The sequence below is a fragment of the Actinomyces respiraculi genome (assembly GCF_014595995.2).
Taxonomy (GTDB): domain Bacteria; phylum Actinomycetota; class Actinomycetes; order Actinomycetales; family Actinomycetaceae; genus Actinomyces; species Actinomyces respiraculi.
Map to the genome: position 1 here is coordinate 1,385,378 of NZ_CP063989.1, position 21,710 is coordinate 1,407,087.

General features: G+C 71.4%; 21 protein-coding genes and 2 tRNA genes. 21 read left to right on the forward strand and 2 right to left on the reverse strand.

Features of this window, described 5'->3' with window-relative positions; all coding sequences use genetic code 11:
* Positions 1-101: 101 nt before the first annotated feature.
* The gene (locus ID810_RS05770; protein WP_166855056.1) at positions 102-1,385 is read right to left on the reverse strand and encodes an HRDC domain-containing protein; all 1,284 of its coding nucleotides are present in this window, start codon (positions 1,383-1,385) and stop codon (positions 102-104) included.
* Positions 1,382-1,981, reverse strand: a complete 600-nt coding sequence (locus ID810_RS05775; RefSeq protein ID WP_166855055.1) for a DUF3000 domain-containing protein — start codon at positions 1,979-1,981, stop codon at positions 1,382-1,384. Before ID810_RS05775 ends, ID810_RS05770 begins: the two co-directional genes overlap by 4 nt.
* Positions 1,982-2,161: 180 nt before the next feature.
* Between ID810_RS05775 and ID810_RS05780 the strand changes: the two genes are divergently transcribed.
* The 21 genes from ID810_RS05780 (at position 2,162) to ID810_RS05880 (ending at position 21,710) form a co-directional block, all read left to right on the forward strand.
* Positions 2,162-2,234, forward strand: a tRNA-Gly gene (locus tag ID810_RS05780).
* Position 2,235: 1 nt separating this feature from the next.
* Positions 2,236-2,307 (forward strand) — tRNA-Val (locus ID810_RS05785).
* 108 nt (positions 2,308-2,415) lie between these two features.
* Positions 2,416-3,654 carry a carboxylate--amine ligase gene (locus tag ID810_RS05790; RefSeq protein WP_166855054.1) on the forward strand — a complete coding sequence of 413 codons (1,239 nt, stop codon included), beginning with the start codon at positions 2,416-2,418 and terminating at the stop codon, positions 3,652-3,654.
* Between the two features lie 39 nt (positions 3,655-3,693).
* Positions 3,694-4,710 (forward strand): lipid II:glycine glycyltransferase FemX, encoded by a 1,017-nt coding sequence (locus tag ID810_RS05795; RefSeq protein ID WP_166855053.1) that lies wholly within the window; start codon positions 3,694-3,696, stop codon positions 4,708-4,710.
* A gap of 141 nt (positions 4,711-4,851) precedes the next feature.
* Complete coding sequence (locus ID810_RS05800; RefSeq protein ID WP_166855052.1) at positions 4,852-5,910, forward strand: lipid II:glycine glycyltransferase FemX; 1,059 nt, start codon at positions 4,852-4,854, stop codon at positions 5,908-5,910.
* 82 nt (positions 5,911-5,992) lie between these two features.
* Positions 5,993-8,035 carry a threonine--tRNA ligase gene (gene thrS / locus ID810_RS05805; RefSeq protein ID WP_166855051.1) on the forward strand — a complete coding sequence of 681 codons (2,043 nt, stop codon included), beginning with the start codon at positions 5,993-5,995 and terminating at the stop codon, positions 8,033-8,035.
* Entirely contained in the window at positions 8,032-8,688 is a 657-nt protein-coding gene (locus ID810_RS05810; protein ID WP_166855050.1) for an HIT family protein, read from the forward strand. Before thrS ends, ID810_RS05810 begins: the two co-directional genes overlap by 4 nt.
* 45 nt (positions 8,689-8,733) lie before the next feature.
* Complete coding sequence (pgsA, locus tag ID810_RS05815) at positions 8,734-9,378, forward strand: phosphatidylinositol phosphate synthase (RefSeq protein ID WP_166855049.1); 645 nt, start codon at positions 8,734-8,736, stop codon at positions 9,376-9,378.
* Complete coding sequence (locus tag ID810_RS05820) at positions 9,375-10,388, forward strand: phosphatidylinositol mannoside acyltransferase (RefSeq protein WP_166855048.1); 1,014 nt, start codon at positions 9,375-9,377, stop codon at positions 10,386-10,388. Before pgsA ends, ID810_RS05820 begins: the two co-directional genes overlap by 4 nt.
* Positions 10,385-11,575, forward strand: a complete 1,191-nt coding sequence (locus tag ID810_RS05825) for a glycosyltransferase family 4 protein (protein WP_166855047.1) — start codon at positions 10,385-10,387, stop codon at positions 11,573-11,575. Before ID810_RS05820 ends, ID810_RS05825 begins: the two co-directional genes overlap by 4 nt.
* A complete protein-coding gene (locus ID810_RS05830) occupies positions 11,572-12,204 on the forward strand; it encodes a hypothetical protein (protein ID WP_166855046.1) in 633 nt (210 codons plus the stop codon). The genes ID810_RS05825 and ID810_RS05830 overlap by 4 nt, the downstream gene beginning before the upstream one ends.
* The gene (locus ID810_RS05835) at positions 12,201-13,418 is read left to right on the forward strand and encodes a PrsW family intramembrane metalloprotease (protein WP_166855045.1); all 1,218 of its coding nucleotides are present in this window, start codon (positions 12,201-12,203) and stop codon (positions 13,416-13,418) included. Before ID810_RS05830 ends, ID810_RS05835 begins: the two co-directional genes overlap by 4 nt.
* Complete coding sequence (locus tag ID810_RS05840; protein ID WP_166855044.1) at positions 13,415-14,032, forward strand: NUDIX hydrolase; 618 nt, start codon at positions 13,415-13,417, stop codon at positions 14,030-14,032. Before ID810_RS05835 ends, ID810_RS05840 begins: the two co-directional genes overlap by 4 nt.
* A gap of 252 nt (positions 14,033-14,284) precedes the next feature.
* Positions 14,285-15,052, forward strand: coding sequence for a YebC/PmpR family DNA-binding transcriptional regulator (locus ID810_RS05845; RefSeq protein ID WP_166855043.1), 768 nt, complete (start codon positions 14,285-14,287; stop codon positions 15,050-15,052).
* Complete coding sequence (gene ruvC, locus ID810_RS05850; RefSeq protein WP_166855111.1) at positions 15,049-15,723, forward strand: crossover junction endodeoxyribonuclease RuvC; 675 nt, start codon at positions 15,049-15,051, stop codon at positions 15,721-15,723. The genes ID810_RS05845 and ruvC overlap by 4 nt, the downstream gene beginning before the upstream one ends.
* A gap of 77 nt (positions 15,724-15,800) precedes the next feature.
* The gene (gene ruvA / locus ID810_RS05855; protein WP_166855042.1) at positions 15,801-16,448 is read left to right on the forward strand and encodes a Holliday junction branch migration protein RuvA; all 648 of its coding nucleotides are present in this window, start codon (positions 15,801-15,803) and stop codon (positions 16,446-16,448) included.
* A complete protein-coding gene (gene ruvB, locus ID810_RS05860) occupies positions 16,441-17,466 on the forward strand; it encodes a Holliday junction branch migration DNA helicase RuvB (protein ID WP_166855041.1) in 1,026 nt (341 codons plus the stop codon). Before ruvA ends, ruvB begins: the two co-directional genes overlap by 8 nt.
* Positions 17,467-17,611: 145 nt before the next feature.
* Positions 17,612-17,986, forward strand: a complete 375-nt coding sequence (locus ID810_RS05865; protein ID WP_166855040.1) for a preprotein translocase subunit YajC — start codon at positions 17,612-17,614, stop codon at positions 17,984-17,986.
* Between the two features lie 96 nt (positions 17,987-18,082).
* Positions 18,083-20,059 carry a protein translocase subunit SecD gene (gene secD, locus ID810_RS05870; protein ID WP_166855039.1) on the forward strand — a complete coding sequence of 659 codons (1,977 nt, stop codon included), beginning with the start codon at positions 18,083-18,085 and terminating at the stop codon, positions 20,057-20,059.
* On the forward strand, positions 20,056-21,159 hold the full coding sequence (gene secF / locus ID810_RS05875; RefSeq protein ID WP_166855038.1) for a protein translocase subunit SecF: 1,104 nt from the start codon (positions 20,056-20,058) through the stop codon (positions 21,157-21,159). Before secD ends, secF begins: the two co-directional genes overlap by 4 nt.
* Positions 21,156-21,710 carry an adenine phosphoribosyltransferase gene (locus tag ID810_RS05880; RefSeq protein WP_166855037.1) on the forward strand — a complete coding sequence of 185 codons (555 nt, stop codon included), beginning with the start codon at positions 21,156-21,158 and terminating at the stop codon, positions 21,708-21,710. Before secF ends, ID810_RS05880 begins: the two co-directional genes overlap by 4 nt.

The window sequence follows — 21,710 nt, forward strand, 5'->3', positions numbered from 1 at the left end:
GCGGTCGGTCACACCACACGGTGGGCGCCCCGACTCCATCGAGCCGGGGCGCCCACGTCGTGTGCTGTGAGCCCGGCCGGTGCGTGGTAGGCGCCCGGCGGTCAGGCGAGGGCGTCGGACAGGGCCTGAGCGGACTGCTCGACCTGCCAGGGGCGCGCCCCCAGACCGGCGAGGATCTCGCTGAGGGCACGCACGCTCACGTCCGGCACCCCGCCGTCGGCCTCCTGCTCACCGATCTGCCAGGCCAGACGACGCTGGACCTCCGGACTGAGCAGCAGCTCCTGGGGCAGGCGCAGAACCTCGGCGCGCTCACGCACGGCGGAGCGCACCTCCTCCAGGGCCGTCGCCGCCTCAGCGTGCCGACGCGCCCACGACCGCGGCTGCGGAAGCTCGCCCTCACCCAGGGGGGCGTGCACTGCCGGCAGCTCCGACTCGTCCATCTGCAGAGCACGGTCGATGGCCTGCCACCACAGCTCCTGGTGCTGGCGGGCCTGACGGGAGGAGAACTCCCTGAGCGCCTGCATCTTCCTGCGCGAGGTGGGACGCGCCACCGCTGCGGCCACGAGCGCCTGATGCGACAGGACCTTCGACGGCGTGCGGTCAAGCTCGCGCGCCACGTCCTCCCGGGCGGTCCACAGCTCGCGCAGCACCGCCAGGGACCGCGGCGAGCGCACGGCGCGCCCAGCCCTCGGCGTCTTGCGCCACGGGTCCACCTTCGCCGGCCGCGGCGGGCGGGTCCGCTCGTACTCGAACTCCTGGGCCGCCCACTCCGCCTTGCCCGCCGCCTCGAGCTCGGCGGCCAGGGCGTCGCGCAGGTCGATGAGGTGCTCGACGTCGAGCGCCGCGTAGATGAGCCACGTGCGGGGCAGGGGACGGGTCGACCAGTCGGCGGCCGCATGATCCTTAGCCAGACGCAGCCCCAGGGTCTCCTCAACCACCGCGCCGAGCCCCACGTGCTCGCGTCCCAGGAGTCGAGCGGCCAGCTCGGTGTCGAACAGGCGGGCGGGCCGCAGCCCGAGGTCCGCGAGGCACGGCAGGTCCTGGTCGGCGGCGTGCAGGATCCACTCCGGCCCGTCGAGCGCCGCGGCCAGCTCGTGCGTCTGACCGCAGGAGACCGGGTCGACCAGGACGGTGCCCGCGCCGGCGCGACGCAGTTGGACGAGGTAGGCGTCCTGGCCGTAGCGGAACCCGGAGGCCCGCTCCGCGTCGACGGCGACCGGACCCGTGCCGGACACCAGTGCGGCCGTGGCCGCCGCCAGAGCTGCAGGCGTGTCGGACACCTCCGGCAACCCGTCACGTGGCCTGGTGTAGTCCACCACCTCTTCCTCAAGGACCGGGTGGGCGGTGGTGCCGGGCACGCTCACGGGCCGGGGCGCGGGCGTCATCGAGACAGTCCCGTCAGCAAAAGGGCGGTCGCCTGCTCGGGCTCATGCCCGGCGGCGACATGGAGGAGCTCGTACCAGGCGGCCAGGTGCGGGCCCAGGTCGGGTGAGATGGGGGACCAGGAGGCACGCACCTCGGCGTGAGCACAGGCGTCGGTCAGCTCCAGACCGCCGAAGGTCTCGGACAGGACCCGCGTGACGGTCCCGACCAGTGCACGGTGCCCCGCCCCCTGGTGGTCAAGGGCCTCGGAGAGCCAGGACCAGGCGGCGGCCCCCAGGACGGGGTCCGTGCCGACCTCGGCGTCGACCCTGGCCCGGGCCATGATGACAAGACGGAAGTCGCCGTCCCAGGCCGCCTGGCCGCCGGGGTCGTGCAGGACGACGAAGCGCCCGGAGGCCAGTGGTGTGCCCGCCTGGGTCTCGGTGGTCTCGGCGGTCAGCGCGGCCGCGAAGGGCGCAAGCCCGCGAGGAGCCGGCACCTCGTCCAGGACAAGCCCACGGGGTCGGGCAGCGGCCCTGAGGCTGAGTAATGCCTCCTCGAAGCGCGCGGGGAGGTCCGCCCCCGCCCGGTCTGGTGTACGTGCACGGCTGTCGGTCACCGGCCCAGGCTACCGACGCCGCCGGTCTCCCACGCCGGACACGCGCAGGCACGAGGTCGGGGAGACATCGAGCGTTACCAAGGCGCGCACGGTGAACGTGGCCTGTGACACGCAAGGCTGACTTGGCGCCCGGGTGAGTGCTCTGCTAACTTTCTTCTCGCGCCGCTCATGGGCGGCCACGCGGATGTGGCTCAGTTGGTAGAGCATCACCTTGCCAAGGTGAGGGTCGCGGGTTCGAGTCCCGTCATCCGCTCGGGCGATTGGCGCAGCGGGAGCGCGCTTCCCTGACACGGAAGAGGTCACTGGTTCGATCCCAGTATCGCCCACGGCAGGGGTTCGGAGCCGCACGGCTCTGGGCCCCTTGTGCGTGTCCGTCGCCCGTCCTCGCGATCGGGCAGGGCGCCGCAACCGCCACATGACCACTGGGAGGACACATGCGCCCCGACGTGCTGCCCGTCATCGTCTCCGGCGAGCAGAGCGCCTACGCGCTCGCCCGCCTCATGCATGAGGCCACGGGCTCGCGCGTGCTGTGTGTGAGCCCCCAGCCGATCGAGGCGATCACCCGCTCGTCCTTCATCGATGTTCACCGCGTGCCGCTCCGCCAGGACGACGACGCCCTGTGTGCGACCCTGGAGGAGATCCGCGACGCCCACGTGGGCCGGACCCTCGTCGTCATGGCCAACCACGACAACTTCGCCCGCTTCGCCGCCGTTCACCGCGAGCGCCTGGGTGAGCGCGTCATCATGCCCTACCCAAGCCTCGACGTCTTCGACGCCGTCCAGGACAAGGGTCGGTTCTCCGAGATCTGCCGTGCGCAGGGCATCCCCACCCCGCCGGACACCGTCGTCGACCTGGCCGACCCGCAGGAAGGCGAGTGGACCGCCCCCCAGGTCGACCTGCGCTTCCCCGTCGTCGCCAAGGCCATCGACGCCCTCGACTACGCCCGCGTGTCCTTCGAGGGCAAGGCAAAGGTCTTCTTCGTCGACAGCCAGGACGAGCTCGACGCCCTGTGGGCACCCATGCGGGCCGCCGGATTCACCGGGCGCTTCCTCGTCCAGGAGCGCATCCCCGGGGATGACACGTGCGGCGTCTCCCTGACCTCCTACGTCGACTCGCACGGCAGGGTCACACTGCGCTCCTCCGCCCGCGTCCTCGTCGAGGACCACGATCCCACCGCCATCGGCAACCCGATCGCCATGCTCGTCGAGGACTACCCGCAGATGCACGAGCAGATCGAGTCCTTCTTCCGGGCCGTGGGCTACACGGGCTTCGCCAACGTCGACGTCAAGGTGGACCCGCGCGACGGCGCCCACTACTTCTTCGAGATCAACCCCCGCATGGGCCGCAACTGCTATTACGTGCGCGCCGGCGGGATCAACCTCATGGAGCCCATGCTCGCCGACCTCGTGGACGGGCGCAGCCTCGAGCCGCGCCGGGCCGCCGCCCCTGCCGTCTACAGCCTCATCCCGCGTCGCCTCATCTATCGTTACCTCAGGGAGCCGGGCCTCGCCTCACGGGTGCGCGCCGTCATCCGCCGCTCAGGCGTGCACGACCCCATGCTCAACCCTGAGGAGAAGAACGTCAGACGCGCGGTCGTTGTCCACCTCCAGCGCCTCAACTACTACCGCAAGCTCAACCGCTTCTACCCGCGTCCCGAGGGGCTCTACTGCTGAGCCGTGGGCCCGGGACGACGAGGAAGGGACCAGTTGCCCATGCCCCAGACCTTCCGACCAGTCACTGACGAGGACTACGCGCGGCTCATCGCCGGCAGCGCCTACCCGCACCGTGCCTCCGTCGAGTGGGACGACTACGCCGCCCTCCTGCCCGAGCGCGCCATCTGGCGAGGCTCCAGGCTCGCCTACCTGCCCGACGGCGCCACCCGCCCGCGCGCTGTCATCACCTTGCGCCAGTTCCACATCCACGCCATGCCCTTCCTGTGGGCCGAGGGCGGCCCCGTGTGGGTGGGGGCCGAGCCCAGCGCCGAGGAGGAGACGGCCCTCGCCGCAGCCCTGGGCAACCTCGTGCGCTCCGAGGACAGCGCTCAGGCCTTCGTGCGCCTCGACGTCCTGCACCACGAGGACGTCACCGGCACAGTCCCTGCCTGCCAGGACCTGTACGCGCACGACACCACGGTTGTCATCGACACGACGGGAACTGAGGAGGACCTGCGCGCCCGCATGAAGAAGCGGGGTCGGCGCGACGTCAACAAGGCCCAGCGTGAGTGCCCCGCCACCATCGCCGAGGAGACGACGACGATCGATCGTGCCGGCTTCGACGAGCTCATCGCCGTCATGACGGTCACGAGCGAGCGCCAGGGGTTCAACGCCCACGACGCCGACTACTACTGGACCTTCTTCACGACTTTCCGCGACAAGGGCATGGCGCGGCTCTTCGTCGGCCGCCAGGACGGCCGCCCGGTCAACTGGGGCATGTTCATCGTCCGAGATGACTTCGCCACCTATGAGGTGGCCGCCTCGACCGAGGAGGCGCGGCGCACGGGGGCACCGGACCTCACGCTCTACAACGGCCTGCTCGCCCTGCAGGCCGATGGCGTTCGGGCCGTGGACCTCGTCGCCGTCGGCTCCGACTACAACCCCGCCCTCAACACGCTCAACCGCTTCAAGACGAAGTGGACGTCGGAGACGACGCGTGTGCCCGCGCCCGTGGAGGTCGTCCTCAAGCCCCTGCGCTACCGCGTCCTGAACTGGATTGCCGCTCGGCGCCCCTGAGCGCCTCGCCCCGGCCCCGAGCACACCGATGGGCACCTCACTGCCAAGGATGAGGCGCAGGCAGAACCCGGGTGGTTAGGCTCGGACCACCGATAACGAAGCGCAACATGGTGCGCGCCCGACAGATGTAGGAGAGAGCAGATGAGCCCAGCCGCCACCGAGACCTCGACGAACGGTGAGCCGACCGCCATCCTGCGTCCCGTCAACGCCCGGGACGCGCGCATCGCGGTGGGCTGCACCCCCTGCCCGCTTGAGCAGCATGAGGTCTGGCAGGCCTTCGAGACCAGCCAGGGCCACGAGCTCTTCGGGCGCTTCCTCTACGAGTGCGAGGGCAAGCCCACCGCCGTCATCAGCCTCTACCGCTACACCATCGGCGGACAGCCCTTCCTGTGGGCCAAGCACGGCCCCGTCTGGCTCAAGGAGCAGACCCCCGAGCGTGAGGCCGACCTTCGCCGCAGGCTCGTGGCCGCCGTGCGCGCCCGCGACCCGCGCATCGTCTTCATCCGCATGCACGCCCGCTTCCAGGCCCCCGACACCCACGAGCTCATCTCCACCATCACCTACGACCGCACCTACGTCATCGACCTGCGCCCGGGCACCCCCGAGGCGATCAGCGCGGCAATGCCCAAGGACGGGCGCCGCGGTGTGCGCCGCGCCGAGCGCACCGCCCGCGAGGCCGGATGCACCATCGCGGAGGAGACCGGCCTGGACCGCGCCGCCTTCGAGGAGCTCTACGCCGTCCTGGAGGAGACCGCCCGGCGCGACGGCTTCAGTCCCCACCCCAGCCAGGTCTACTGGGACATGCTCACCGCCCTGGGCCCCGAGCACGCCCGCGTCTTCGTCCTGCGCAAGGACGGCATCCCTCACTGCTGGGACCTCGTGACAGTCTCCGGCACGATGGCCACCGCCTACTACGGCGCCTCCTCCAACGCCTCACGCGGCTTCCGCGGCGCCGAGGCCCTGGACTGGTTCGTCGCCTGCGCCATGGCCGACGAGGGCCGCACCGGCCTGGACCTCATGGGCGCCGAGTCCACCCGGGTGCCCGAGCTGTACTCCGTGGGCCGGTACAAGCGACGCTTCGCCCAGCACCCCACCGAGGTCGACGGCGCCTGGGACGTGCTCGTGCGCCCCGTGGTCTACCGCGCCATGGTGCAGGCGCGTCGCGCGCGTCACGCCCTGCGCCGCCACCGGGGAGCCTGAGCCCACCGCGCGGTCGGTATGATCCGGCACAAGCGGGCGCACCCGTACAGCGTCCGCCGTCCCCCACGTCAGGAGCACCCTCGTGTCAACTCGGCCCAGCATCGACATCACCCTTGACGGCGTTTCGCGCAGCATCGAGGAGGGCACCACCGGCACGATGCTCCTGGCCGACGCCGACGGCGTCGTCGCCATGAGGGTCGACGGCGAGCCCTGGGACCTCGAGCGCATCGTGCCCGCCGGTGCCGCCGTCGAGGCCATCACCCTCGACAGCGAGGACGGCCTCAACATCCTGCGCCACTCCGCCACCCACGTCATGGCCCAGGCCGTCCAGGAGCTCTTCCCCGACGTCAACCTGGGCATCGGCCCCTTCATCACCGACGGCTTCTACTACGACTTCGGAGGCATCGACGCCGTCACCCCCGAGCTCCTCAAGGAGATCGAGAAGCGGATGAAGCGCATCGTCAAGGAGGGCCAGGCCTTCCGACGTCGCGACATCACCGAGGAGCAGGGCCGCGCCGAGCTGGCCGACCAGCCCTACAAGCTCGAGCTCATCACCACCAAGGGCCAGGGCGCGGAGGCCACCGCGAGCGTCGAGGTCGGCGCCGGCGGCCTGACCATGTACGACAACGTCCGCCGCGACGGCGAGGTCGCCTGGACCGACCTGTGCCGCGGCCCGCACCTGCCCTCCACCCGTCTCATCGGCCAGGGCTTCGCCCTCACCCGCTCCTCAGCCGCCTACTGGAAGGGCGACCAGAACGGCGACTCCCTCCAGCGCATCTACGGCACCGCCTGGGCCTCCAAGGAGGACCTCAAGGCCCATCAGGAGCGCATGGCCGAGGCCGCCCGCCGCGACCACCGCAAGATCGGTGCCGAGCTGGACCTGTACTCCTTCCCCGAGGAGATCGGCCCGGGCCTGGTCGTCTTCCACCCCAAGGGAGGCATGCTGCGCCACCAGATCGAGCAGTACGTCATCCGGCGTCACGAGGAGGCCGGCTTCGACTTCGTCCACACGCCGGAGATCTCCAAGGGCGGGCTGTTCCACACCTCCGGGCACCTGCCGTACTACGCGGACACGATGTTCCCGCCCATGCTCGCGGACGAGGAGACCGATGCCGAGGGCACGGTGACCAGGGCCGGCCAGGAGTACTACCTCAAGGCCATGAACTGCCCGATGCACAACCTCATCTTCCGCTCGCGTGGACGCTCCTACCGTGAGCTGCCGCTGCGCCTGTTCGAGATGGGGCACGACTACCGCTACGAGAAGTCCGGCGTTGTCCACGGCCTGACCCGCATGCGCGGCTTCACCCAGGACGACTCGCACACCTACTGCACCCGTGAGCAGGCGCCCGCCGAGATCCGCACCCAGATCGAGTTCTTCATCTCGATCCTCACCGCCTTTGGCCTGAGCGACTTCTACCTTGAGCTGTCCACCCGCGATGAGGACGGTGCCAAGAAGGACAAGTTCATCGGCTCGGACGAGGACTGGCAGGCCGCCACCCGCACCCTTGAGGAGGTCTGTGCCTCCACCGGCCTCGACCTCGTCCCGGACCCGGGCGGCGCCGCCTTCTACGGCCCGAAGGTCTCCGTCCAGGTCAAGGACGCCATCGGCCGCACCTGGCAGATGTCGACCATCCAGTACGACTTCAACCAGCCCGAGCGCTTCGACCTGCAGTACACCGCTCCCGACGGCACCCACCAGCGCCCGATCATGCTGCACTCGGCCAAGCTCGGCAGCGTCGAGCGCTTCATCGGCGTGCTCACCGAGCACTACGCCGGGGCCTTCCCCGCGTGGCTCGCCCCCATCCAGGTGCGCCTGGTGCCCGTCGCCGAGGCCTTCGACGACTATGTCAGCGAGGTCGCCGCCCGCCTGCGCGAGCGCGGCGTGCGCGTCGAGACCGACCTGTCCGACGACCGCTTCGGCAAGAAGATCCGCAACGCCTCCAAGGAGAGGGTCCCCTTCATCCTCATTGCAGGCGGTGATGACGCCGAGGCGGGCGCCGTGTCCTTCCGCTTCCGCGACGGCTCCCAGACCAACGGTGTGCCCGTGTCCGAGGCGATCGAGCACATCGTGCGGGTCATCGCCGAGCGGGTCAACGACCCGGCGGGGGAGAAGATCGAGCGATGACGGGCCAGCCCGAGCAGGCGCCCGGTGCCGCGCCCGGTTCCCTCGACGAGCTCGAGGGAAGCGTCCTCGCCGGGCCGCTCGGGCCCGTCACCGTTGAGCAGCCCTTCCAGTTCCCGGACCTGCCTGAGCCCTTCGGGCGCCTGTGGACGCCGCACCGCATGGTCTACATCGGTGGCCAGGACAAGCCGACGGACTCCACCGAGGCCCAGTGCCCCTTCTGTGCGGCCCCCGCCCGCGAGGACGAGGCGGCGCTCATTGTGCACCGGGGCGAGCACGCCTACGTGCTCATGAACCTCTACCCCTACAACACCGGTCACCTGCTCGTGTGCCCCTACCGCCACGTCTCCGACTGGACCGAGGCCGACGACGCCGAACGCGTCGAGATCGGACGCCTGACGGCGCGCGCCATGGAGGTCCTGCGCCACGTGTCCCACCCGCACGGCTTCAACCTGGGCATGAACCAGGGCGAGGTTGCCGGTGCGGGCATCGCCGCCCACCTGCACCAGCACATCGTGCCGCGGTGGACGGGTGACGCCAACTTCATGCCGATCATCGGCAAGACCAAGCCCGTGCCTCAGCTCCTGGGCGAGCAGCGCGACATGCTCGCCGCCGCCTGGCTCGCCGCCCCGACCACGGCGGGCCCGCAGCACTGACCTGCTGCCACTCGACACGACCCGCCACGACCACACGAGGACACCATGCTCGGACAGCACGGACGCGGCCTGACCAAGGCCCTGTTCACCCGGCCGGCGCTTGCGCTCGCCCGCGTCGGCGTCACGCCCAACGCACTGACCGTCACCGGCACGCTTCTGACCATCCTCGTCGCCGTCACCACCCTGCCGCAGGGGCGCTTCCTGCTCGGCGTGGCCCTGCTGATCCTTGTCGTCATCGGTGACTCCTTCGACGGCATCCTCGCGCGCGCCACCGGCACCACCTCCGTCTTCGGCGCCTTCCTCGACTCCACCATGGACCGCCTTGCCGACGGCGCCATCTTCGGCTCCCTGGTCGCCTGGGCGGCGCTGCGCCTGGAGGCCGGCGCCCTGCGCACGACGACCATCGCCGTGGGCCTGGCCGTCGTCGTCCTCGCCGAGGTCGTGTCCTACACGCGTGCCAAGGCCGAGTCCGTGGGCACCAGCGCCAGCGTGGGCATCGCCGAGCGCAGCGACCGCCTCGTTGTCGCCGGGGTCGGCGCCGTCGCCGTGGGCCTGGGCGCCCCGCAGTGGGTGCTCACCGCCGCCCTGGGGCTCATCGCCGTCGGCTCCCTCATCACGGTGCTCCAGCGGGTCCTGACCGTGCGCACCCAGCTGAGCCGGCGCGAGCAGGGCGAGGACGCGACGCCGTGAGCCCCGCCGTCGAGGACCTCTACCGCTTCGCCTGGCGGTACGCCCACCGTCTTCCGCCGCGCCTGGGCTACGCGATGTGCCACCTGGGCGCCGACGCCGCCTGGCTCCTGCACACGCTCCAGGGCAGGCGCACCGGCGTCGGCCAGCTCAGGCGCAACCTCGCCCGCCTACTGCCAGAGGCCAGCCCGGTCGGGCTGCGGCGCGCCACCAGGCAGGGCATGCGCTCCTACATGCGCTACTTCTACGAGGCCTTCGCCCTGCCCGGTACCAGCCCCGCCCAGCGCCTGGCCCGCGTGCGCCCCGACATCGACCCCCGGGCCTACGAGGACCTGGCGTCCGGATCGATCGTCGTCGCCCTGCCCCACATGGGCAACTGGGACCTCGTGGGCGCCTGGGCCTCGTCCGAGCTCGCGCAGGTCCTCACCGTTGCCGAGCACCTGGAGCCCGACGACCTCTTCCAGCAGTTCGTGGCCTTCCGTGAGGGCCTGGGCATGCGTGTCATCGGCCAGCGGCGCGGCCAGAGGGTCTTCGACCGCCTCCTTGCCGCCGCCCAGGAGGGCCACCACGCCATCGCCCTGCTCGCCGACCGCGACCTGTCCTCCGCCGGGGTCCAGGCCGAGCTCAGCGGACACGCCATGAGGGCGGCGGCCGGGCCGGCCGCGCTTGCCGTGCGCCTGGACCTGCCCCTGTACTACGCCAGCATCTTTTACGAGCGCCTGACGGGCGAGCGCCGCCGAGACGCCGCCGGCCCCTGGGGCGTCACCTTGCGCCTGCGCAAGGTTGAGGAGCCCGCGCCCGCCGGGGCGAGCGAGCGCGAGCGCGTCGAGGCCTGGACCCGGGCCTGGGTCAGCGCCCTGGCCCCCGAGCTCGCAGCCCACGCCACCGACTGGCATATGCTCCAGCCCGTCTTCGACGAGGACCTGGATCCCGAGCGCCTTGCGCGCGCCCACGCCCGTGAGAAGAACCAGAGCCCGCCCGACGCCGCGACGACGGGGGAGGAGCGATCATGAGAGTCGGCCTTGTCTGCCCCTACTCCCTCGACGCCCACGGCGGCGTGCAGGTCCACGTGCTCGACCTCGCCGCCGAGCTCAGACGCCGGGGCCATGAGGTCGGCATCCTCGCCCCCGCCTCTGAGGACACCGAGCTGCCCGAGGGCGTGACCAGCGCGGGGGACAGCGTCGCCATCCCCTACAACGGCTCAGTGGCCCGGCTCAACTTCGGCCCGGTCGTCGCCCGGCGCGCCCGCCGCTGGCTCGATGAGGGTCAGTACGACCTGCTGCACATCCACGAGCCGATCACCCCGAGCGTCGGCATGCTCGTCCTGCAGGCCGCGCAGGCGCCGGTCGTGGCGACCTTCCACGCCGCCTTGGACCGCTCCCGGGCCCGTGAGATCCTCTCGCCGGCCACCGTCCCGCTCATCGAGCGCATCGCCGCGCGCATCGCCGTCTCAGAGGAGGCCCGCCGTACCCTTGTGCACTTCCACGGGGGTGACGCCGTTGTCATCCCCAACGGCGTCAACGTCGCCCCATTCGCCGAAGCCCCCAGCGACGACCCCCGCTTCGCGGGCACCGACCAGGCGCCCACGATCGCCTTCCTGGGACGCCTGGACGAGCCCCGCAAGGGCCTGCAGGTGCTCGCCGGAGCCATCGGCCCCGTCCTCGCGGCCGTCCCCGGCGCCCGCTTCCTCATCGCCGGGCGCGGCGAGGCCGAGGAGCAGCGCCAGGCCCTGGCGCGCTACGGCGAGCACGTGCAGTTCCTCGGCGGTGTGAGCGACGAGGACAAGGCCGCGATGCTCGCCTCCGCCACCTGCTACGTGGCCCCGCAGACCGGGGGAGAGTCCTTCGGCATCGTGCTCGTCGAGGCCATGGCCGCCGGCAGCCGGGTCATCGCCTCGGACCTGACGGCCTTCTCCGACGTCCTGGGGGCCGGACAGTACGGCGCCCTCTTCAGCAATGGGGACAGTGACGACCTGGCCCGGGTCATCATTGACACGCTCACCCACCCCGAGGCCGCCGAGCAGCGGCGCCAGGCCGCACGGGAGGTGGTTGGACGCTACGACTGGGCCACGGTGACCGACGCCGTCCTCGACGTCTACGACATGGCCCTGTCCACCGCCCATACGCGCGTCGGCCCCGCTCGTGGGGCACGCACCATGGTCGCGCGCCTGCGCGGTGTCCTTGACGGGGGTGAGCGGTGAACGCAGGCTGGGACGCTCTCCTGGCCGGTGTCCTGCTGCTCCTGGTGGCGGTGGCCACCGGCTGGGCCCTGTACGCCCAGGCGCTGAGAGTGGACCGCCTGCACCGCCAAGTGCTCGGCTCGCGCGCCACCCTGGAGACCCAGCTCGTCCACCGTGCCCAGGCCGCGGCCGAGCTCGCCGCCTCCGGCTGCCTCGACGCCGACTCCTCCCACCTGCTCTCGCGCGCCGCGCACGATGCCCTCGAGTGCGAGGCCCCCCTCGTCGAGGACGGGCTCGATCCCTCCTCCGTCGCCCCTGACCCGGACGTGCACATGCGTACCCGCGCCGCGGTCGAGTCGGATCTGTCGCGCGTGAGTCGCGCGGTCCTGGATCCGCAGACCCGCTGCGAGCTCATGGGGGACCCCCTGGCCGCCCAGTGCCTGTCGCGGCTCGACCGGGCCGGATACCGGCTGGTGCTCGCCCGTCGCTTCCACGACACTCATGTCTCGGAGACCAGGCGTCTGCGCCGCAGCTGGGTCGTGCGCCTGTTTCGGCTTGCCGGTCGCGCGCCGCTGCCGGGTACCTTCGACATGGACGACGACCTCGGCCCCGAGCATCCACCCGCCCGACACGACGAGGAGCGCGCATGACCCAGCACCCGTACAGCGGCTGGAGCCCGCGTAGCGGCTACCACCGCAGTACCTACCCTCCGGCCGGCAGCCTGCCGCCCGTCCGCGCAGCCGTGACATCACCCGTCGCAGCGGGCGGGTGGGCCCAGCCACCCGCGATCCGGCGGCGCCGCGCCGGTGACATCGCCACCTACGTGCTCGCGCTGCTCGGTGGGCTCGGCCTCGCCGTCGTCCTCTTCGTCGTCTACACCGAGGCGGGCCGGGCCGGTGCCCTCATCCTGCCCTTCCTGCTCGCCCTCGTTCCGCTCGGCATCGTCCTGGTCTCCGTGCGCTGGCTCGACAGGTGGGAGCCGGAGCCTCTGGGCCCGCTTGTCGCCGCCTTCCTGTGGGGCGCGGGCGTGGCCACCGTCGTGTCGATGATCGTCAACACCTCCGCCTCCCTGCTGGTGATGGCGACGACGGGCGACGTGGACGGGGCCGAGCTCTTCTCCGCCGTCGTGACCGCCCCCGTGGTTGAGGAGGGCACCAAGGGCCTGGGGGTCCTGCTCGTCTTCCTCATCCGGCGCCGGTCCTTCAGCGGGCCCGTGGACGGCATCGTGTACGCCGCCGTCATCGCCGCCGGCTTCGCCTTCGCCGAGAACATCCTGTACTTCGCACGCTTCTCCGACCAGATCCTCGGGGTCTTCGTCATGCGTGGGCTCGCCTCGCCCTTCGCCCACGTGACCTTCACGGCCTGCACCGGTCTGGCCGTGGGGCTCAGCGCCCGCCGCCGCTCACGCTGGGCCTGGGTGTGGATGACACCCATCGGGCTGGCCGGCGCGATCGCCCTGCACGCCTTCTGGAACGGCGTGGTCTCCGTGCGCCTGGAGATGTACCTGCTCACCGAGGTCCCCTTCTTCCTCGCCTGCATCGGCATCGTCATTGCCCTGCGGGCAAGCGAGCGGCGCACCCTGAGCAACCGCCTGACGGACTACGCGCGCTCCGGCTGGTATGCCCCCACCGAGGTCACGATGCTCACCACCGCCGCTGGGCGTGCGACCGCGCGCCGCTGGGCCAAGGCTCACGGGCCTGCGGTCGAGCTGGCAATGAGGGACTTCCTATCCGCCTCGCTGCAGCTGGCCTCGCTGCGTCAGCAGGCGCTGAGCGGCCATGCCGATGCCGACTACGCCGCGAGGGAGACCCAGCTGCTGGGCGTGGTACGCCGTTGCAAGCAGGTCTTCCTGGGGCGCCCATGAGCGCGGGCGAGGATCGGCCCCGGCTCGCGCCCGATGGCCGCGACCCGGCCCAGGTCCCGGAGAACTGGACCGAGCTGCTCGACCCGACCGAGTGGCGGCTCAACGCGGAGGGGCTGCCGGCCCGGCGCGCCGCCCGCGTCGTGGCCCTGCGTCACAGCCCTCGCCCCGAGATCCTGCTCGTCGTGGGCCACGACTTCACCGACGCCGCGCACTCGTGGGCCTTCACCCCCGGCGGTGGGATTCTCGACGGCGAGGACGCCCGCACGGGCGCACGGCGTGAGCTCGCCGAGGAGACCGGGATTGTCCTTGAGGATGCCGACCTCGTCGGGCCGGTGGTCCGGCGCAGCTCCCGCTTCATGTTCAACCTCGTCACCTGCCGGCAGGAGGAGGAGATGTTCCTCGCATATCCCGCCGCGTCAGGGCCGATTGACCGCTCCGGCTGGACGGATCTCGAAAGGGAGGTCCTGGACTCCCTGCGCTGGTGGGGCCTGGACGAGCTCGATGCCGCGGTGGAGGCCGGGATGACCGTCTATCCCCATGTGCTTCCCCGGCTGGCGCGCGAGCTGCTGGCCGGATGGGACGGGGCGACCCGCTACATCAACGAGGAGGACTGAGAGCAGGACTGAGCGTCGCGCGGGTCCGGCGGGCTCCGTGGGTACGGGCCCAGCCTGCGTGCCGTGATGATCGCCTCACGACTGACTGCGCGCGCAGCCGTATCCCTCCCGACGCCGCCGCGCGCACGGCGTTAGGCTTACACAGGTTTTCCGCGCTCCGTGGGCCGTGCCCGGCGGTGCGCGGGCTCTTCTCGCCACCACTGCCGGGCGTCGGCCCGGGCAGCGCGCCACCCTCGACTCCCAGGAGGACACATGTCGGGACACTCCAAGTGGGCCACCACCAAGCACAAGAAGGCGGCTATCGACGCCAAGCGCGGCAAGCTCTTCGCCCGCCTCATCAAGAACATCGAGGTCGCGGCCCGCACCGGCGGTGGTGACCCCGCCGGCAACCCGACCCTCTTCGACGCCATCCAGAAGGCCAAGCGCAACTCGGTGCCCGCCGACAACATCACCCGTGCCGTCAAGCGCGGCTCCGGTGAGGAGGCCGGCGGCGCCGACTGGCAGACGATCATGTACGAGGGCTACGGCCCGGCCGGCGTCGCCTTCCTCGTCGAGTGCCTCACCGACAACCGCAACCGCGCCGCCTCCGACGTGCGCGTCGCCTTCAGCCGCACGGGCGGCAACCTCGCGGACCCCGGCTCCGTGGCCTACAACTTCTCGCGCAAGGGCGTCGTCGAGGTCGCCAAGGCCGACGGCGTCGACGAGGACGCCATCCTCATGGCCGTGCTCGAGTCCGGCGCGGACGTCGAGGAGGTCGTTGAGGGCGCCGAGTCCTTCGAGATCATCTCCGAGCCGCATGCCCTCATCGCCGTGCGCGACGCCGTCACCGGTGCCGGCTGGGAGTACGAGTCCGCCGAGTCCCAGTTCGTGGCCGGCACCAAGGTCGAGGTGGACCTCGAGGGCGCCCGCAAGGTTATGCGCCTGATCGACGCGCTTGAGGACCTGGACGACGTCCAGAACGTCTTCACCTCCGTCGAGATCCCCGCCGACGTCGCCGCCCAGCTTGAGGACGAGGACTGAGCACCCGGCCCGCGGGCGCCGCCCGCTCGCGCAGCGCCGTCGTCGCCGAGCAGCGGGTCCTCGGGGTTGACCCCGGGCTGACCCGCTGCGGCCTGGGCTGTGTGGATATCGACCCCCGCCGCCACGTACGTCTCGTGGAGGTGGGGGTCGTGCGCACACCCCCGTCACAGAGCCCCGAGCTGCGCCTGCTGGCCATCGCTGAGGCCCTGGACGACTGGATCGCCCGCCTGGGGCCCACAAGCGTGTCCGTCGAGCGCGTCTTCGCCCAGGACAACCTGCGCTCCGTCATCGGGGTGGCTCAGGTCATGGGCGTGGCGATGCTCGCGGGAGCCCGCCACGGCCTCGAGGTCGCCCAGCACACCCCCAGCGAGGCCAAGGCCGCTGTCACCGGCTCCGGCACGGCGGACAAGCCGCAGGTGCAGGCCATGGTCGCGCGCATCCTCGGCCTGTCCGAGCCGCCCAGCCCCGCGGACGCCGCCGACGCCCTCGCCCAGGCGATCTGCCACGGGTGGCGTGGCGGTGGCACCGGTGCGGACGGCGCCACCGACATGGTCTCGGCCGGGGGACAGGTGCGGACCAGCGCCCGCACGCCCGCCCAGCGCCAGTGGGCTGAGGCCCAGGCGGCCGCCCGCCGCACTGGCGCGGTCGACCCGCGCCGTCCAAGGCGCTGACACCCGGCCACACCTGGTACGGTCTGTACAGACGTTCGACGGCGGGCGCCGTCACCCTCACCCTAGGAGAAGCCCCGATGATCGCCTCCTTGCGCGGCACCGTGCTCGAGACCTCACTGAGCGGCGCCACCATCGAGGTCGGCGGCGTCGGCATGACCTTCCAGGCGACGCCGGCCACCCTCGCCGGCCTGCGCCCGGGCCAGGAGGCCCTGGTCCACACCGAGCTCATCGTCCGCGAGGACTCCCTCACCCTCGTCGGTTTTGCCGACGCCGACGAGCGCCACTGCTTCAGGGTCCTCATGGGTGCCAAGGGTGTGGGCGCCCGGCTCGCGCTGGCGGTGCTGAGCGTGCACACTCCCGACACCCTGCGCCGCGCCATCGCCGGTGCCGACGTCGCCGCCCTCACCCGGGTGCCCGGCCTGGGCCCCAAGGGCGCCCAGCGGGTCATCATCGACGTCGGCGACAAGCTCGGCCCCGTGACGGGCGAGGAGCCCGCCGACGCCGGCACCGGGGCGGGCACCGCCTCGAGCACGGGCCCCGCCCCCTGCCCCGACGTCGTCGCCGCCCTCGTCCAGCTCGGCTGGAACGAGGCCGCGGCGGCGGAGGCTGTGAGCACCGTCGAGGCCGCCCACACAGCCGCCAACGGGGAGGGGGCCGCCCCCATGCCCGTGCCCGAGCTCCTGCGCGCCTCGCTCAGGTGGTTGGGAGGCGGCCACCGTGGCTGAGTACGACCGCGTCGTTGCCGACGGCGCCGACGAGACCGAGCGGGCCGCCGAGGCGGCACTGCGCCCCAAGCGGCTGGAGGACTTCGTCGGCCAGGAGGTCGTGCGCGGCCAGCTCTCCGTCGTCCTGCGTGCCGCCCTGGCCCGTGGCACCACCCCGGACCACGTCCTGCTCTCAGGCCCGCCCGGACTGGGCAAGACCACCCTCGCGATGATCATCGCCGCGGAGGTCGAGGGCTCCCTGCGCCTGACGAGCGGACCCGCCGTCCAGCACGCCGGAGACCTCGCCGCGATCCTGTCCTCGCTGGAGGAGGGCGACGTCCTCTTCATTGACGAGATCCACCGCCTGGCGCGCACCGCCGAGGAGATGCTCTACCTGGCGATGGAGGACTACCGGGTGGACGTCATCGTCGGCAAGGGGCCCGGGGCCACCTCGATCCCGCTGACGCTGCCGCCCTTCACCGTCGTCGGCGCCACCACCCGCGCGGGCCTGCTGCCCGCCCCGCTGCGTGACCGCTTCGGTTTCACCGGGCACCTGGACTACTACGGGCCCGCCGAGCTGGGCCGCATCGTCGCCCGCTCCGCCGGACTGCTCGGCGTGCACCTGGACCCCGAGGCCGGCACCGAGCTCGCCCGCCGCTCGCGCGGCACCCCCCGTATCGCCAACCGGCTTCTGCGGCGTGTGCAGGACTGGGCCGAGGTTCACGGCACGCCCGGATGCCTCGACCTTGAGGCCGCTCGTGCCGCGCTGGAGGTCTTCGAGGTCGACGCCCTCGGCCTGGACCGGCTGGACCGCTCGGTCCTGCAGGCCCTGTGCACCCGCTTCGGCGGTGGTCCCGTGGGTCTGGCCACACTGGCCGTGAGCGTCGGGGAGGAGCCGGAGACCGTTGAGACGGTCGCAGAGCCCTACCTCGTGCGCGAGGGACTGATGGTGCGCACCCGCCAGGGCCGGGCCGCCACCCGGGCCGCCTACGCGCACCTGGGCCTTGAGGTCCCCGCGGAGGGCACCCTCTTCGGGTGAGCGGGCGCACCGTTGCGGACAAACCGGGGCGCGAGTCACACCGTCGAGTGACGTTGCTGGCGGCACGGAAGCCGAGCAGTGACCTAGACTCGCGGAGGCTGCCCATGTCCTGGTGCGGCTGACGCGACCGAACGGAGACCCCTCCATGCTCTGGATGATCCTTGCCATGCTGCTGGCCTTCTTGGCCATGTCGCACTTCGCCGGCAAGCAGCAGAAGAAGCTCCAGGCCCAGCAGCAGGCGCGTACCGACGAGGCTCTGGCTGAGCCCGGCACGTGGGTGCGCACCCGCGCCGGCTTCTACGGCAGGGTCGTTGAGGTCGACGGCGAGGTCGTCACCCTGGCCACCCCGCTTGGCGACGAGTCCCTGTGGGCCAAGAGCGCCATCGTCGGAGCCGAGGAGCCCCCCTTCGCCTCCGTCCAGGACGACGAGGACGTCACCGGGACCGAGATCCCGGCCGACCAGGATCCCGCCGTCGTCGAGGAGACCTCCGGCCCCGACGAGACCACCGGGCGGGCCTGAGGGCCCCACGAACCATCCCCAGATCGGCGCGCGGCGCATCCTCGAGACCGCTTGTACCGCGCCCACACCACGACAACCCCCACGAGGAACAACCGCGTGTCCACCAAACAGCTCAGGCGCCCGGGGCGACAGCTCCTGGTGCTGCTCCTCCTCATCGCGCTCGGATTCGGCGCGCTCGCCGTCGGCGCCGCTACCGGACGGACGTCGATGACACCGGGCCTCGCCCTCGACCTCGAGGGCGGCACCCAGATCATCCTCACGCCGACCACCAGCGACGGCTCGGCCATCTCCGACGAGGACATCGAGCAGGCCATCGGGATCATCCGTCAGCGTGTGGACGCCTCCGGCGTCTCCGAGGCCCAGATCTCCCGCCAGGGCGGCCAGAACATCGTCGTCTCCCTGCCCGGCACCCCCTCGGAGGAGACCCTCGCCCTCGTGCGCACCTCCGCCGTGCTGTACTTCCGCCCCGTCATCCGGACCATCCGGAGCTCCGCCGCTGCCCTGGCTGAGGCGCAGAACCAGTACGCCGCCCAGGCTCAGGCCTCCGCCTCGGCCGAGGCCTCCGCAGCGGCCGCCGCCGGCGGATCCGTCCAGAGCCCCTTCCTCCTCAAAAACGGGTTCCACCGGCTCATCACGGGCGGCACGCCGATCCAGACTACTGGCGCCCAGCCCACCGCGACGGCGGAAGACATCGCCCGGACCAACGCCGACGTCAACGGTGACGGCACCATCTCCTCCGACCCCCTGCCCTCGACCTCGGAGGACAACTCCTCCGACTCCTGGATCAGCGAGCAGCTGATCTACGACGCCTACATGACCGACTGCAAGGACCCGGCCAACCTCACCGGGACCGCCCAGGACCCGACCGTCGCCGTCATCTCCTGCGCCCGCGACGGCCAGGGCGCCACCTACATCCTGGGGCCCGCCGACATCGCCGGCACCGACATCGCCAAGGCGGACTCCTCCCTCGAGGTCACCAGCCAGGGCGTGACGACCAACAACTGGGTCGTCAACCTCGAGTTCAACAGCCAGGGCACCCAGACCTTCTCCGAGGTCTCCTCGCGCCTCATCGGCTACCGAGACGCCGCGCCGGCCACCACCGGCACCTCCACCGGCGGGATCAACAGCCCGGCCAGCGTCAACTCGGCCAAGGCCCAGTTCGCCATCGTCCTCGACGGCCTGACCCTCATGGCCTCCGGCTTCAACAAGTCGGTCACCACCGGCATCACCGACGGCAAGGTGCAGATCTCGGGCGGCTTCACCCAGGAGAGCGCGAACACGCTCGCCAACCAGCTGTCCTTCGGCTCCCTGCCGCTGACCTTCACCGTCCAGTCCGAGCAGGCCGTCTCCGCCACCCTGGGCACCGAGCAGCTGCGCAACGGCCTGATCGCCGGACTGGTGGGCTTCCTGCTCATCATCGTCTACCTGACCTGGCAGTACCGCGGGCTGTCGGTCATCGCCGTCGCCTCGCTCCTGGTCGCCGCGGCCGTGACCTACCTGGCGATCACCCTGCTGTCCTGGGGTATGGGCTACCGCCTGTCCCTGGCGGGCGTGGCCGGACTCATCATCTCCATCGGTATCACGATGGACTCCTTCATCATCTACTTCGAGCGCGTGCGCGACGAGGTCCGTTCTGGGCGCACACTCGTCGCCGCCGTCAACGAGGGCTGGCTGCACGCCCGGCGCACCATCGTCGTCTCCGACGCCGTCAACCTCGTCGCCGCCGTCGTGCTCTACTTCCTGGCCGTCGGCGGGGTCCAGGGCTTCGCCTTCACCCTGGGTGTCACCACCATCGTTGACCTCGGCGTCATCATCCTGTTCACCCACCCGATGATGGTGTGGATTCTGCGCCTGCCGTTCTTCGGTCAGGGGCACCGCCTGTCCGGGCTCGACCCCGAGCACCTGGGTGCCCGGTCCCAGTCCGTCTACGGCCGTGGACGCCAGGCGCTGGCCGACGCCGCCGCCACCTCCCTGGCACGGCGCAAGGCCGCCCGCGCCGCCGAGAGTACCGGCGGGGGAGCCGACGCCGTCGCTGCACCCGCCTCGAGCCGAAAGGAGGGCGAGGACAAGTGAAGAACCTGGCCCAGCTCGGCAACGAGCTCTACTCCGGCAGGACCTCGATCCCCTTCATCGCCAAGCGCAAGGTCTGGTACGCGATCGCCCTGAGCGTCATCGCCATCGCCCTCATCCTGCTCGGCACCGTCGGGCTCAACCCGGGTATTGACTTCAAGGGCGGCACCGAGGTCACCGTCACGGGCATCGAGTCCCCCGGCGAGGCGCCGGCCAACGCCGTCGTGACCGCCCAGGGACTGCCCGCCTCCACCGCTGTGACCACCACGGGCGCCTCCTCCGTGCGCGTCCAGACCGCCGAGCTGACCTCCGACCAGAGCGACGCGCTGCGCACCGCCCTGGCCGAGGCCTACAACGTGGAGACCACCAACGTTTCCGCCACGACCATCGGCCCCACCTGGTCCTCGGACGTCACCTCCAAGGCCCTGCGCGGCCTCATCCTGTTCTTCCTGCTCGTCGGAGCCCTCATCTGGGCGTACTTCCGCACCTGGAAGATGGCAGTGGCCGCGTTGCTCGCCCTGTGCCACGACATCCTCGTGACCGTCGGCGTGTACGCCGCCACCGGCTTCGAGGTCACGCCCGCCACCATCATCGGTGTGCTGACGATCCTCGGGTACTCCCTGTACGACACGGTGGTCGTCTTCGACAAGATCCGTGAGAACACCGACGCCTGGCAGGCCCAGACGCGCTCGACCTACCCCGAGCTGGCCAACCTCGCCGTCAACCAGACCTTCGTGCGCTCGGTCAACACCTCCGTCGTCGGCGTGCTGCCCGTAGCCTCCCTGCTCGTCGTCGGCGCCTTCATCCTCGGGGCCGGCACCCTGCGCGACATCGCCCTGACGCTGTTCATCGGCATGATCGCCGGAACCCTGTCCTCCGTCTTCCTGGCGACCCCGCTGCTGGTGGACATGCGCCGCCGTGAGAAGGCCGTCGTCGAGCACACGCAGAAGGTGACTGAGGCCCGCGCCCAACGCCTGGCCGAGGCCGGTGACGACCCGCAGGCCGTGGCCTCCCTGGCCGCCGCCCCCGCAGCATCCCCCCTGATCCCGGGCCACCACCTGGGAGTCGCCGCCCAGCCCAAGAGGAAGAAGAAGCGGTCATGACATTCCCCAACTCCCTGCCCACCGAGCTCACCGGCCTCGTTCTGGACAACCTCCGCGAGGTGCCAGACTTCCCCGAGCCCGGCGTCCTGTTCCGCGACATCACCCCGCTGCTGGCCAACGGCGAGGCCTTCTCCACCTTCATCACCGGCCTCGCCGAGCACTACCGGGGACACATCGACGCCGTCGCCGGCCTGGAGTCGCGTGGCTTCATCCTTGCCGCCCCGCTGGCCTACACCTTGGGCATCGGCATGCTCACCGTCCGCAAGGGCGGCAAGCTTCCCGGCCCCGTCCTCGGCGTGGACTACGACCTCGAGTACGGCTCCGCCCGCATGGAGTTGCGCCCCGAAACGGTCCAGGAGGGCCAGCGCGTGCTCGTCATCGACGACGTGCTCGCCACCGGCGGCACCGCGGCGGCCTCGATCGACCTGCTGGAGCGCTCCGGCGCCCAGGTCGTCGCCGTCTGCATGCTGCTCGAGCTCGCTGGGCTCGGCGGACGCGAGCAGTTGCCCGGACGGCAGGTCGACTCCGTCGTCGTCTACCCCTCGTCCTGA